Origin of the sequence: Shinella sp. H4-D48 (assembly GCF_022637395.1) — a bacterium.
In the GTDB taxonomy this organism is placed as follows: Bacteria; Pseudomonadota; Alphaproteobacteria; order Rhizobiales; family Rhizobiaceae; genus Shinella; species Shinella sedimenti.
Window position 1 is genome coordinate 110,350 of record NZ_CP093339.1, and the last position, 13,254, is coordinate 123,603.

11 protein-coding genes are annotated in these 13,254 nt (G+C 57.1%); 8 read left to right on the plus strand and 3 right to left on the minus strand.

Annotation, left to right across the window (positions count from 1 at the left end):
- Nucleotides 1-6: 6 nt before the first annotated feature.
- Nucleotides 7-642 carry a metalloregulator ArsR/SmtB family transcription factor gene (locus MNR02_RS21635; RefSeq protein WP_241949805.1) on the minus strand — a complete coding sequence of 212 codons (636 nt, stop codon included), beginning with the start codon at nucleotides 640-642 and terminating at the stop codon, nucleotides 7-9.
- 213 nt (nucleotides 643-855) lie between these two features.
- Between MNR02_RS21635 and MNR02_RS21640 the strand changes: the two genes are divergently transcribed.
- From MNR02_RS21640 to MNR02_RS21665, 6 genes are all read left to right on the plus strand, one after another.
- On the plus strand, nucleotides 856-2,208 hold the full coding sequence (locus tag MNR02_RS21640) for an acyl-CoA dehydrogenase family protein (protein WP_241949806.1): 1,353 nt from the start codon (nucleotides 856-858) through the stop codon (nucleotides 2,206-2,208).
- A 92-nt stretch (nucleotides 2,209-2,300) separates the two neighbouring features.
- Nucleotides 2,301-2,918 (plus strand): GTP cyclohydrolase II, encoded by a 618-nt coding sequence (gene ribA, locus MNR02_RS21645; RefSeq protein ID WP_241949807.1) that lies wholly within the window; start codon nucleotides 2,301-2,303, stop codon nucleotides 2,916-2,918.
- Nucleotides 2,919-3,123: 205 nt separating this feature from the next.
- Nucleotides 3,124-5,574: a nitrite reductase large subunit NirB gene (gene nirB / locus MNR02_RS21650; RefSeq protein WP_241949808.1), complete on the plus strand. Its 2,451-nt coding sequence runs from the start codon at nucleotides 3,124-3,126 to the stop codon at nucleotides 5,572-5,574.
- Nucleotides 5,575-5,580: 6 nt separating this feature from the next.
- Entirely contained in the window at nucleotides 5,581-5,916 is a 336-nt protein-coding gene (nirD, locus tag MNR02_RS21655; RefSeq protein WP_241949809.1) for a nitrite reductase small subunit NirD, read from the plus strand.
- 8 nt (nucleotides 5,917-5,924) lie between these two features.
- Nucleotides 5,925-7,385, plus strand: coding sequence for a siroheme synthase CysG (cysG, locus tag MNR02_RS21660; RefSeq protein WP_241949810.1), 1,461 nt, complete (start codon nucleotides 5,925-5,927; stop codon nucleotides 7,383-7,385).
- 205 nt (nucleotides 7,386-7,590) lie between these two features.
- On the plus strand, nucleotides 7,591-8,568 hold the full coding sequence (locus MNR02_RS21665; RefSeq protein WP_241949811.1) for a helix-turn-helix domain-containing protein: 978 nt from the start codon (nucleotides 7,591-7,593) through the stop codon (nucleotides 8,566-8,568).
- 75 nt (nucleotides 8,569-8,643) lie between these two features.
- On the opposite strand, the gene MNR02_RS21670 is transcribed toward MNR02_RS21665, so the two are convergent.
- Both MNR02_RS21670 and MNR02_RS21675 read right to left on the minus strand, forming a co-directional pair.
- Nucleotides 8,644-9,414: an SDR family NAD(P)-dependent oxidoreductase gene (locus tag MNR02_RS21670; protein ID WP_241949812.1), complete on the minus strand. Its 771-nt coding sequence runs from the start codon at nucleotides 9,412-9,414 to the stop codon at nucleotides 8,644-8,646.
- A 65-nt stretch (nucleotides 9,415-9,479) separates the two neighbouring features.
- Entirely contained in the window at nucleotides 9,480-10,130 is a 651-nt protein-coding gene (locus MNR02_RS21675) for a nuclear transport factor 2 family protein (protein ID WP_241949813.1), read from the minus strand.
- Nucleotides 10,131-10,406: 276 nt separating this feature from the next.
- On the opposite strand from MNR02_RS21675, the gene MNR02_RS21680 reads away from it, so the two are divergent.
- Entirely contained in the window at nucleotides 10,407-11,795 is a 1,389-nt protein-coding gene (locus MNR02_RS21680) for an aldehyde dehydrogenase family protein (protein ID WP_241949873.1), read from the plus strand.
- A 128-nt stretch (nucleotides 11,796-11,923) separates the two neighbouring features.
- Complete coding sequence (locus tag MNR02_RS21685) at nucleotides 11,924-13,165, plus strand: acyl-CoA dehydrogenase family protein (protein ID WP_241949814.1); 1,242 nt, start codon at nucleotides 11,924-11,926, stop codon at nucleotides 13,163-13,165.
- Nucleotides 13,166-13,254 lie beyond the last annotated feature (89 nt).

Below are 13,254 nucleotides of genomic sequence, written 5' to 3' on the forward strand. Positions count from 1 at the left end.
GCTGCATTACGCGTAAGGGATAAACCGAAACCGACAGAGTTCACCGCCATCACGCTGCATGCACTCTTCTTGCTCGACCTCTGCTCCCATCAATCCGCTAAGGAAGCCGATATCGAACCGACATACTTCCGGATACTCCTTGGACAGGTCGTGATAGACGCAGTTTTTACAAGCAATTCGGGGGAGGCTGCCTTCCTCCGCATCGACCACGTGTGCAACGAAGCCTGTCTCATTCATGATGCGTACGATTTCCACGATGCGCTCTAGTCTCGTTTTGCCCGTGATGCGCGGCAACGCTGTCGCCGACATGTCAACGCCGAGATTGTACATGAACTCGCCTAGATCGTTTTCGCCTATGCGCGACCTGAGCGTCTGTAACAGTACCTTGGAAAACCAGGAATACTGCTTCGGGAAGAAGTCGATTCCGCTGTCGGTCAATACAAAGGTCTGCTCCGGCCGCCCCGCCGTTCTTCTTGCCGTACCGCGCGCGACATAGCCGTCTCTTTCGAGCGTCGACAAATGCTGCTTGACGGCTGTGCGGCTGATCTCGAGCCGCAGCGCAAGATCATCGATGGACAGTCCCTTCTTGTAGTCGAGAAGCTGTGCGAGCAGTCGACGCTGGGTATCTCCCCCGCTGAGCATAGTTTTTTCCCTTCGTTCTACCCGCAATTATAAAGGCGCGCCTGCAACTTAACAACGTTGCCAAAAACAGGCACTTTGATCAGATTCTAAGCGCAATTGCCTACTTTTCAACATAAAAATCTTTTGACATTTTTTTAAGCCAAAAGTACCGTAAGGGCGCTTCCACCTGGGAATGGAGGAAGCATCACGGTCGATTAATCAAGGGGAACTTCAATGGCAATTGACTTTACGATGTCACCTGAGCAGCGAAGAATTCAGGCAACGGCCCGCGAGTTTGCGGAAGGAATTCTGGCGCCGGTAGTGCCGGATGCGGATCGCGAGCCTGACCCATTAAAGGCCCACGCCATGACAAAGGGCGCTTATATCGAGGCCTACAGGGCGGGCATCGCCATGGCGATGTTGCCGAAGGAATACGGTGGCGGCGGGATGTCCTGCCTGGACTTTACGATTGCCGCTGAAGAAATCTGCGCGATTGACCCCGGCTTTGCATGTACAGTTCTTTGCAACGGCCTCGGCCTCATGCCCGTTTCCTGGTATGGCACTGAAGAGCAGAAGCGCCGATTTATTGGCGCCGCAACCTCAGACCCGACCGGGGAGTTTCTGGGAGGGTGGACTGCCGGTGAGCCTCCGGGTGGCACGGGCGGCACCGCAAATTTCGACAATCCGTTCCCGAGGCCAGCAGGTATAGGGCTGACCGCCGTTCGCGACGGTGACCACTTTATCCTCAACGGCCGAAAGAAGTGGTCCTCGGCCAGTGGCTGGGATGCCAAGGGTGTGAATGCTCAGACCGTCATCGTCCGCACCGACTCGACAGTTGGTGGCACGAAAGGTCTCTCGGCTCTTGTCGTGGAACGGGGAACCCCCGGCATCACCTACGAACTCGTCAACAAGGAAGGCCACCGTACTGCATCAAACGCTGTTATCACGTTCGATAATGCGCGTGTACCGGTCGATAACCTTCTTCCCGGTGCAGAAGGAAATGGCGACTTCGTCATCAACCGGAACTTCGCGTGGTCGGGCCCCGTCGCCGGGATCGCGGCTGTGGGTATGGCGCGCTCGGCATACGAACTTGCTTTGAAGTTCTGCAAGAACAATACCGCCGGCTCGCTGACGCCTATCATCCGTTTCCAGAATGTTGGTTACATTCTCGGTGATTGCGCTGCGAAGATTGAATCCGCTCGTTATTTCTGCTGGCGTGCATCTGACTATCTGGACAAGCATGACCAGCATGCCGAGCTGGTCGGTGCAATGTGCAAGATCAACACCACGGAGGCGATGCTTGACGTCATCTACAAGTGCATGCAGGTGGTCGGCGTTAACAGTCTCAGCACGGAATATGCGTTCGGCCGCTACCTGCGCGAAGCCTCGGTCCTGCCGATCTACGACGGTGGCAACATGGGTATGCAGCGGCGACGCGTCCACGGCGTCATCGCTGATGAACGCTTCAATCCTCGCGCCGTCATGCAGGACGAGACGATCGTTTTCGACAAGTCGATGGAAAGTATCGGCACGGTGGCCGATTGGGACCAACGTTACTCGAACGCGACAGCGATTGCTGCCGAGTAACGCGCTCGCCCATTGAACGGGAGACCTGGGCAATCCTTCGCCCAGGTCTCATTCATGGTTGGCGTCATGCGCCGATGAAAAGGAGCCATCTGATGATCCCGCCAAAGGAGACGCGGATTTTCCGATATTCGGAAGCGAAGCTACCGTCCAGGTACGGCCAGTTCAGAGTGATTGCCTACCGCGAACAGCCTTCGGACGTGGAGCACTTGGCGATGGTGTACGGAACGCCTGAAAACCGAAAGGCGCCGCTTGTGCGTGTCCATTCAGAATGCCTCACAGGGGAAGCCCTGGGCTCCCTGCGGTGCGATTGCGGTGAGCAACTGGAAAGCGCTTTGAGACTTATAAGTGACGCCGGGGATGGGTGCCTAATCTACCTTCGCGGCCACGAGGGTCGGGGCATAGGCCTCGCGAATAAGATCGCTGCATATGCGCTCCAGGACATGGGTCTGGATACGTTCGACGCTAACGAACGGCTGGGCTTCGCACCAGATGCGCGTGAATTCGTGGCGGCTGCGGCCATTCTTCACGATCTCGGGCTGACGAGCATTGAGCTTTTGACGAATAATCCAGCGAAAGTGTCAAAGCTTATGGATGCGGGAATCCACGTGCCAGCGCGAAGAAGTCTTATTGGAGCATTCAACGCTTCCAATGCAACATATCTCGCGGCCAAAAAAGCTCGTTTCGGACATCTAATCGGACCCGCGAGCTGAAAATTCGCTGGATCAACGCGGCCGTCGAACTGTTCACTCTGAGCACAAAGCGCGCGCGCTCACAGCCAAGACTCATTTGGGCACGCTTCATAAAGTTGTTGTTCGAATTGCACGCAATCCTTCGCGCGGACGCCGGAAACGAACATGCTTCGTTGAACGGGTTGACTGGGGTCCAAGCGACCATCCTAGCCAGAGAGTAAACGAAATGACTGAAAAACTCGTCATCATCGGCAACGGCATGGCACCGGGACGCATGCTGGAGCACTTGTTCGAACAGGCGCCCCACCGCTACGCGATCACGATCTTCAACGCCGAGCCGCGCGTCAATTACGACCGCATCATGCTCTCGCCAGTTCTGTCCGGCGAAAAGACCTACGAGCAGATCGTCATCCATGGTGACGGCTGGTACATCGATCACGGGATCACGCTCTACAAGGGCCACAAGATCGTTGCGATCGATCGGACCGCCAAGACAGTGACCTCGGATCATGGTGTGACAGAAAGCTATGACAAGCTCGTCGTCGCCACCGGGTCCGTGCCCTTCATCATACCGGTACCCGGCAAGGACCTGCCCGGCGTCATCACCTACCGTGATCTTGATGATGTACAGGCCATGCTGCTGGCCGCCCAGTCGCGCGAGAAGGCCGTCGTCATCGGCGGTGGATTGCTCGGGCTTGAAGCAGCTGCCGGTCTTGCCGAGCGGGGCATGGATGTCACCGTTCTACACGTCATGCCGACGCTGATGGAGCGCCAGCTCGATCCGGCCGCTGGCTATCTGCTGCAGAAGGCGGTCGAGGAACGCGGCATCAAGGTGATCTGCAAGGCTAACACCAAGGCGATCGTCGGCGACGGCAAGGTGGAAGGCATCGAGCTCGACAACGGCACGATCATTCCGGCGACGCTTGTGGTCATGGCGGTCGGCATCCGTCCGAACGTCAATCTCGCCAAGGATGCCGGTCTCGCGGTCAATCGTGGCATCGTTGTCGATTCCGGGATGCAGACGTCGGATGGCGACATCTACGCGGTAGGGGAATGCGCGGAAGTCGGTGGCATGATTTATGGTCTCGTCGCTCCGCTGTACGAGATGGCGGGTGTCGCCGCCTCGCATCTGGCCGGCGACAGCAGTCGCGCCTTCGTGCATTCGGATACGCCAACCAAGCTGAAGGTGACGGGCATCGATCTCTATTCGCTCGGCGATTTCGCCGAGGGCGACGACCGCGAGGAGATCGTGCTGCGTGACGCCACCGCCGGCGTCTACAAGCGCCTGGTGCTCAAGGATAACCGCATCATCGGTACCGTGCTTTACGGCGACACGGCCGACGGCGCATGGTTCAACGATCTCAAGAAGAAGCGGACCGACATAACCGAGATGCGCGATACGCTGATCTTCGGGCAGGCTTATCAGGGCGGATCTTTGCTTGATCCCATGGCGGCGGTTGCAGCCTTGCCGGACGATGCGGAGATCTGCGGCTGCAACGGTATCTGCAAGGGAAAGATCACCTCGACAATCAGCGCCAAGGGACTAACGTCGCTCGACAATGTGCGCGCGCACACCAAGGCGTCGGCGTCCTGCGGTTCCTGCACCGGCCTCGTCGAGCAACTGATATCGTTGACGCTCGGCGATGCTTACAATCCCAAGGCGGTGCAGCCGATGTGCACGTGCACCGAGCTCGGCCATGACGATGTTCGCCGTCTCATCAAGGCCAAGGGCTTGAAGACCATTCCAGCCGTGATGCAGGAACTGGAATGGAAAACCTCCTGTGGCTGCGCCAAATGCCGCCCTGCTTTGAACTATTATCTGATCGCCGACTGGCCGGACGAATATGCCGACGATTACCAGTCTCGTTTCATCAACGAACGCGTCCACGCCAACATCCAGAAGGATGGCACGTATTCCGTCGTCCCGCGCATGTGGGGTGGCGTCACGAACGCCAACGAATTGCGGGCCATCGCTGATGTTGTCGACAAGTTCGAGATACCGCTGGTCAAGGTCACGGGCGGCCAGCGCATCGATCTTCTTGGCATAGAGAAGGAAGCCTTGCCGGCCGTCTGGGCCGATCTCGGCAAGGCCGGCTTCATTTCGGGGCAGGCCTATGCCAAGGGGCTGCGCACGGTCAAAACCTGCGTAGGCTCCGACTGGTGTCGCTTCGGAACGCAGGATTCTACGGGGCTGGGTATCCGCATCGAAAAATTCATGTGGGGTTCCTGGACGCCGGCGAAGCTAAAGATGGCTGTCTCCGGTTGTCCGCGAAACTGCGCCGAGGCCACCTGCAAGGATATCGGCGTCATCTGTGTGGACAGCGGCTTCGAGATCCACTTTGCAGGTGCCGCCGGTCTCGACATCAAGGGAACCGAGGTGCTCGGCCTCGTCAAAACCGAGGACGAAGCGCTGCAGCATATCGTGGCACTCACCCAGATGTACCGCGAGCAAGGCCGCTATCTTGAGTGCATCTATAAATGGGCCAAGCGCATCGGCCTCGACGAAATCCGCCGTCAGATCATGCACGATAGCGAAAAGCGCACAGCGTATTACGAGCGCTTCGTATTCTCGCAGAAATTTGCCCAGGTCGATCCTTGGTCGGAGCGCGTCTCCGGCAAGGACAAGCACGAGTTTAACCCGATGGCGACCGTTACCTTCGGGCAAGCGGCGGAGTGAGAGGAGATGGACATGAACTGGATCCCGATCGGCAACATATCCGACATCCCGCTGCGCGGCGCCCGTTGCGTGAAGACGCCTCAAGGCAAGGTCGCTGTTTTTCGCACGGCCGAGAACGAGGTCTTCGCGATTGAAGACCACTGCCCGCATAAAGGCGGGCCGCTCTCGCAGGGCATCGTGCATGCCAAAGCCGTTACCTGCCCGCTTCATAACTGGGTGATCTCGCTGGAGACAGGAAAAGCGCTCGGTGCCGATGAAGGCGAGGTCAGGACAATTCCGGTTCGTAACGAGGATGGCACATTGTCGATTGCAACAGAACGATTAATGCTCGCAGCCGAGTAGGGGCTCCAATGACCCTTTCCCCAGGCGCGGCCGATAATTCACGGATCGGCTCACTCGACGTGTTGCCCTTGTTCTTCCCTCTTAAGGGTCGCGCGGTCTGTCTCGTCGGCGGTAGCATCGCTGCGGCCTGGAAAGCGGAGCTATTGCTGGCAGCCGGAGCTCGCATCGATCTGTTTGCGCATTCGCTTTGCGAACATATGCAATCTCTGTCCGGCAATCCCGACCTTTCGTTTTCGGGCAGGGACTGGAGATGCGCCGATCCGCAGAAATACGTGCTTGTCGTCGCAGATATCGAGAAGGATGATGAGGCACAGGTCTTGGTCGACCATTTCGGCAGGTGTAACGTCCCGGTCAACGTCGTCGACAACCCGCGATACTGCACCTTCCAGTTCGGATCGATCATAAACCGGTCACCCGTCGTCATCGGCGTGTCCACGCATGGCGCGGCTCCGGTGCTGGCGCAGGCGCTTCGACGCAGGATCGAAGCTTTATTGCCGAGACGACTGGGCGAGTGGGCCGCGCTTGCCGCAAAAATGCGCCCCGCTATCTGTGACATCTTGCGAAGCGCCGGCCACCGACGCCAATTCTGGGAAAACTTTGTCGATCGAGTCTTTGCGTTTTCTCCGGGAGGCCCAATGTCCGGTCATGAGGAAGCTACCCTGCTTAACCTCGCACGGGCGAAATTGGACATTTCCGAACTTCCGGGTGTCGTTCTGGTTGGTGCAGGGCCTGGCGATCCCGAACTATTGACCATGAGAGCAATGCGAGAACTGCAAGCGGCGGATGTTATCCTGATAGACGATCTCGTACCGCCCGAAATCGTCGAATTATCGAGGCGTGAAGCTCAAAGGATTCACGTTGGAAAACGTGGCGGTAGAAAAAGCTGCAGTCAAAGCGAAATCAACGACCTCATGCTCGCTCACGCGCAATCTGGTCGAAGGGTTGTTCGGTTAAAATCGGGAGACCCTTCCTTGTTCGGAAGGGCGGGGGAGGAGATTGAGTTCCTCATGTCGTTCGGCGTGCCGGTGAGGATCGTCCCCGGCATTACAGCAGCTAGCGCGATGGCGGCTGGCGCGACGACATCCCTCACGCATCGCCTTCATTCCAGGGCAGTCCTTTTCGTTACAGGCCACTCAAAGAATGGCACGCTCCCCACAGATCTGGATTGGCGGGCAATTTCAAATCCTTCGTCAACAACAGTGTTCTATATGGGCGGCAGGACTATCCGGGATATTCAGGAAAGACTCATTGAGGAGCGCGCTGATCCCCAAACGCCCGCTATCATGGTGGCCAATGCCAGTCGGCCCGACGAACGCATTTGGCGAGGGTCGATTTCGGCGCTGATCGACGGGGTTGGAATGATCGGGCTGCACGATCCGGTTTTGGTCGGTATCGGTGCAGTCTTTGCCGAACGGAAAAGCATTTCTGCGCCCACCTCGACTGTGTCCAGACAGCAGATTCAAGCGTGATCATCATCTGGCCGTTACGGCTATTTCAAAGGCATGTCCCGCCCAGTATTTGTTCGATGCAGACTGTCGCACGGAAACGATTTTTAATGCGATGAAGTTGTGAGGTTTTTTCTTCCCAGACAGCGCGCCATCAAGCGAATCTGGTATGCTGCTTGCTTGTACGTTTCAGGTTCTCACCGAACGCTATGGGCCAAACGCTATGCGCATGTTTGATCTTCAGGAGATCGGTACGTCAAGTAGGTTCAGCTACTGGAAAGAGGTGCTGTGCAATGTCTATGTGGCACTTGAATCCGCCCCGACATCGCGGTCGAATTTTGTCGGTTCCGTTACCGAACACCCTTTCTCAAATGTGTCCGTTTCAAAGATCAGCTCCCAACGGCAGGTGATCACAAGGAGCCCGAAGGGAATTCGCCGGGATTCCGAAGCCTACTGTTTTCTCAACCTCCAGGTCAAAGGATCGTGTAGGGTCATCCAGGCGGACAGGGAAACAATTACCGATCCCGGCGAGTTCAGCATCGTCGATTCCACTGAACCTTTCGTGCACGACTATTTCACCGATGAGTGGGAAATGGTCTCGTTCAAGATTCCAAAGGCAATGGTTGCGACGAAAATGGACATCCGACGCGATGTCGTCGCCCGCAAAGTGAGTGACAAGACTCCAGTCGGAAAAATTGTGGTCGAATATCTGATGTCCATTGCACAAAGGCCTGACAGCTTGGAACCGAGCGCGCTTGATCTGAACCGGGTCATGCTAGATTTTATAGAGCTTTCTTTGGGGCAGTCGCAGGACCCTCATCAAGGCCCGCGGCGCACCTTTCGCTCGGGGCTTTGTCGCTCGATATCCAACTATGTGGAGCTTCACTTCGCCAATCCGCAGATGTCACCTTCCAAGGCAGCAGCTCACTTCGGGATATCGACACGTTATTTGCACATGGTGCTCGCAGAGCAGGGTGAGACTTTCAGCCAGAAGTTGCTGAAGTTCCGGCTTGGGCAAAGCGCCCGGAACCTGATTGACCGGCGGTTTGCGACAATTTCGGAGGCTGCTTATGGAGCCGGCTTCAACGACTTGTCACACTTCAGCAGAGCTTTCCGGGCCCACTACGGTATGTCACCGCGAGAGTACAGAAATGCGGCTCCTGACGAAAAGTACCAGACGAGAGAGACGCGAAAACAAAACGCTTAGGGCGACGTCACAGCGACGTCGCCCTTGCCGATTTGATGTTGCTGACACAGCCTCAGCCAGCGTTGTCGGTGGGTATTACATTCCCGTCATGCCGCCGTCGATGGTGTACATGCTGCCGGTGATATAGGACGCCTTGTCCGATCCCAGGAAAAGAACGAGGTCCGCGATCTCCTCTGGCTGTGCATATCTCTTCAGGCCCGTCAGATTCTCGAACTGTCCCTTCACGCCCACAGGATCAGCCTCGGAAAACCCAGATTCGATTCCACGCATCATACGGGTATCCACGGGCCCCGGGCAGACCGCATTCACTCGTATTCCATGAGGTGCGACTTCGGAAGCAGCAGCGCGTGTCAAACCGATAACTGCGTGCTTGGAAGCCGTATAGACGCCGAGTGAGTGAAAACCGATCAGCCCAGCCATGGAGGACGTGTTCACGACTGCACCACCGGCCTGTGCCGTCATCTGCCTGAGCACATGTTTCAGACCGAAGAAGCAGCCTTTGATGTTGACGCTGAGAAGCTTGTCGACAGTTTCCTCGCTTGTGTCGACCAGCAGGCCGGTCTTGCCTTCAACACCGGCATTGTTGAAAAACACGTCGATTCTTCCGAACGTTGCAACCGTTGCTTGGACAAAGCCTTCCACCGCTGCTTCCTGCGATACGTCAGCGGCGATGACGACACTGCGGTCGGAATCAAGTCCAAGCTCGTCTGACATCATATCGAGCGCTTCCTTGCTCAGGTCGACGAGGACGAGCTTCGCACCTTGTTCGTAAAATGCCTTGGTTGCAGCTCTGCCAATACCGCCTGCGGCGCCGGTAACAAGCACCACTTTGCCTTCATACTGCATTTATGACTCCAATATTGTGTTGGGGAACGCAGTTCCCGAGGTTGTGCACAGACGACCTGATGCGCTCAGGTCGGCTGGGCGAATTCCGTGAACTTGACCTTGTATTCGACATCACGGCGACTGTACTTCCAGGCGCCGTCTACCTGTTCGAGCCAATCCTGGTAGACGCAGATGCTCCCCTCTGTCTTGCCATCCTTGACGGCAAAAAATTGCAGGTACACCTTCTGTCTGGCCGTCGCCCCATCGAAGCTGATGATTTCGTTTGTCGTCAGATGGTGCATCATGCCGAAAGTCTCGTTGCAAAGCCCGACGAACGCGGCAAGCTCTTGTGGCCCGCAGGGGCGTTGGCCCTCAATTAGAGCATTGAACACACCTGTTTTTGTAAAGCATGACGCCCATTTCTCGCCATCGGCGTCATCGACGGCGTAATTGTATTTCGCATTGAGCGCCTTGATCTCGAGTATATCGGCCAAGCGGGCCTTATCGAACGTCTCAGTCATCGGTTCCCCTTTTGGGCTCTCTTGTGAGAAATCATTTCTCGTCGCCTCCTCGGTAGAATTGCGCGTTCCCAGCGCGTGGTCTTGGAGCAGAGGGAAAAAAGACTGTGCCTGGAGTGAAATGACGGTACTGCGACATCCAAAATGAGCGTCGGCCATCGAACGGACCCTGGCAGCATCGCGAATCCGTACCGCCTGGTGACGATCGCGATAATGCATGGGGCCGATCATCCACGCTTACTTATCGAATGAGACCCGGCACGACAGATCAACTTGAGGCGCAATAGGTCAAACGGCGAGACGCCACAGACCAAGAGATCAATCCGTTCGCGCGTTACAACTCCACGACTGGCAGCTCGGTCAGATGATGCGTTTGCAGACATTGGCCGCTGGGGGAGCTGCTAGCCAAATGAGGTAATGGACTTCCGACAAGCGGAAGCCGGTCGGGAATGGGAGGAGCATATCTTGGAAAATGATGTTGATCTGAAAGCGCTTATGCTGATCAACGGCGAGTTGGTGGAGGGTGCAGGGTCGCTCGACGTCGTAAACCCGGCAACCGGTGAGCCATTCATCACCATCGGGCTCGCCTCGGAAGAACAGGCGCAGGAGGCCATTGCTGCGGCAAAGGCTGCGTTTCCGAAATGGGCCGCGCTGCCGCATTCGGATCGCCAAGCACGTCTCGTTCGCCTCGCCGATGCAATCAATGCAAACAGTGATGCGCTCGCCCGGGCGCTCACGCTGGAACAGGGCAAGCCCCTCGCGGAATCCCTGGGAGAACTGGCCTGGGTCGAGGGTTATATCCGCCACTATGCCACGCTTGAACTTCCTGGCCGTACAGTACGCGATGACGCGTCTGCTCTCGCTGTTGTGCGGTACCAGCCGCTGGGTGTCGTCGCTGGCATTGTCGCGTGGAATTTTCCTCTGCTTCTGGCTGGCTGGAAAATTGCTCCCGCAATTCTCGCAGGCAACGCGATCATTCTGAAGCCCGCGCCGACCACGCCGGTCGCAACGCTGATGCTGGGCGCCTTGTGTCGCGACATCTTTCCCGCGGGCGTGGTCAACATCATCGCCGACAACAATGACCTTGGGCCATTTTTGACTAACCATCCCGACATCGCCAAGATCAGCTTTACCGGTTCGACGGAAACCGGTCGGCGGATCATGGCCGGTGCATCCGGAACGCTGAAGCGGTTGACACTGGAACTCGGCGGTAACGATCCGGCGATCGTGCTGGACGATGTGGATGTTCCAGCGGTCGCACAGCAGATCTTCACCTATGGCTTCCTGAATTGTGGCCAGGTCTGCCTGGCAATCAAACGCGTCTACGTTCATGCCTCAATTCATGACGCGCTTTGCGACGAATTGGCCAGACTCGCCCGCGATGCCGTGGTCGGAGATGGCTTGGAACAGGGGACGACGATCGGCCCGATTCAGAACCGGCTCCAGTATGAGAAGATACAAGCCTTTCTCGAGCAAGCCCGCAAGGATGGCACCGTAATCGCGGGGGGAGAAGTTCTGGAGCGGTCAGGTTACTTCATCAGCCCCGCAATCGTTACCGATGTGTCGGATGGCGACGAAATCGTCGACAAGGAGCAGTTCGGTCCAATTCTCCCCGTCATCCGCTTCGACGATCTCGAGACGGTCATCGGTAACATCAACGCCTCGCCTCAAGGACTCGGCGGTTCGGTCTGGTCTGCCGATACCGAACGGGCCATCGGTGTCGCCAATCGTATCCAGACCGGAGCCATCTGGGTCAACCAGCATCTGGCCATCGGCCCGCATTTGCCGATGGCAGGATTCCGGCAATCCGGCATTGGCGTGGAGCAATCGGAGGAAGGGTTGAAGGAGTTCATGCAAATTCAGGTGCTCAACGTCGCACGGTGAGCCAGGCGTTTGCTGAGCTCGCACCCCGAGTGAATGCTGTCAGACGGATCATAAGCGCCGGCGCAACGGGGCGGGTGCACTGTCGATGCCAAGCGTAAACAATATCAAAAAAGGGAACGGACTATATCATGTCGATTGATTTCACCTTGAGCGATGAGCAGAAGGCTCTTCGTCAGAATGCCCGCGCTTTTGCGGAAGCGATCCTCAGCCAGGTAAAGGCGACGATTGCCCCCTTCGCTCAACCGGAAGACAGGTTCTACGCGACAAAGCCCTTCTACCAAAAGATGGTGGACGCGGGCTTCCTGAAGGCGCTGCTCCCGGAGGCATACGGCGGGACTGCCATGTCAACCTTGGACTTTGCGCTTGCTGCCGAAGAACTTGCTCGTATCGATGTGAATGTCCCTTCTGCGTTGCTCGCCACCGGTCTGGGCATCATTCCCATTGCGCGGTTTGGTACGGACGAACAAAAGAAACGCTTCTTGCCCGATTTCGCGGGAAGCGATGCCAAGCTTGCGGCGCTTGCCTTCACGGAAGTGACCGGTGGAGCGAACTTCGATTGTCCAGACCCGCGCTTTGGCGTTCAGACATTCGCGATCCGCGACGGCGACGAATATGTCATCAACGGCGAGAAGCATTATACGACAAACGGTACCGGATGGGACGGTACCACCTGCCATCTCTACACCGTCACGTGCCGCACTGACCCGGCAAAGGGCCCTGACGAATCTCTGGCCATGATTGTCGTTCCCGGCTCCGCGCCGGGCATCGAGGTGGTGGGTTTCCTCGATACGCTCGGCCATCGCGCCACGGTGTCGCCACGCATAAGGTTCAACAACGTGCGTGTACCGGTATCGAACCTTCTCGGCGCCCCCGGTGACGGTAAGCGCATCCTCGAACAGACCTTTGCATGGACAGCGGCATTGATCGGGGCAGCCTCCACCGGCGTCATGCGCGCGGCATTCGAGATAGCCTATCAATTCGCCCGTACGGACTGCCGGTCAGGCCCGGCACCCATCATCGGTTACCAGAATGTTGGTTTCATGCTTGCCGACCTCAAAATGCGGATTGAGGCTTCCCGGTATCTTACATGGAAAGCGTGCCACCGTTTGGATGAGAGCGATTTCGAGGATGTCGAACTGGCGGTCACGGCGAAGGTCTATTGTTCGGAACTTGCAGTCCAGGTAGTCTATGATGCGATGCGGCTCGTCGGCGTCGATAGCTACACCCAACTCCATCCTCTGGGTGAGCTTATGCAGGATGCGCTCTGCTTCCCGCTCTATGACGGCGGCAATATGGGCGCACGTCGGCGACAGCTCCATGAGATGTTTTTGAAAGACGACTATGATCCGTTAGGCTCTTGCGGCGGCTGAGAGGTCGTTGATCTGGCCTGCAGGACTGTTATGGTTCCTGCGGGACCATCTTGACTACGCATGACGCCGAGGCTGTTGCACAGACGGCC

Excerpts from the sequence above, each read along its gene's own strand:
- MNR02_RS21635 (WP_241949805.1), bottom strand. The coding sequence starts at position 642 with ATGCTCAGCGGGGGAGATACCCAGCGTCGACTGCTCGCACAGCTTCTC.
- MNR02_RS21640 (WP_241949806.1), top strand. The coding sequence starts at position 856 with ATGGCAATTGACTTTACGATGTCACCTGAGCAGCGAAGAATTCAGGCA.
- ribA (WP_241949807.1), top strand. The coding sequence starts at position 2,301 with ATGATCCCGCCAAAGGAGACGCGGATTTTCCGATATTCGGAAGCGAAG.
- nirB (WP_241949808.1), top strand. The coding sequence starts at position 3,124 with ATGACTGAAAAACTCGTCATCATCGGCAACGGCATGGCACCGGGACGC.
- nirD (WP_241949809.1), top strand. The coding sequence starts at position 5,581 with ATGGACATGAACTGGATCCCGATCGGCAACATATCCGACATCCCGCTG.
- cysG (WP_241949810.1), top strand. The coding sequence starts at position 5,925 with ATGACCCTTTCCCCAGGCGCGGCCGATAATTCACGGATCGGCTCACTC.
- MNR02_RS21665 (WP_241949811.1), top strand. The coding sequence starts at position 7,591 with ATGTTTGATCTTCAGGAGATCGGTACGTCAAGTAGGTTCAGCTACTGG.
- MNR02_RS21670 (WP_241949812.1), bottom strand. The coding sequence starts at position 9,414 with ATGCAGTATGAAGGCAAAGTGGTGCTTGTTACCGGCGCCGCAGGCGGT.
- MNR02_RS21675 (WP_241949813.1), bottom strand. The coding sequence starts at position 10,130 with ATGCATTATCGCGATCGTCACCAGGCGGTACGGATTCGCGATGCTGCC.
- MNR02_RS21680 (WP_241949873.1), top strand. The coding sequence starts at position 10,407 with ATGCTGATCAACGGCGAGTTGGTGGAGGGTGCAGGGTCGCTCGACGTC.
- MNR02_RS21685 (WP_241949814.1), top strand. The coding sequence starts at position 11,924 with ATGTCGATTGATTTCACCTTGAGCGATGAGCAGAAGGCTCTTCGTCAG.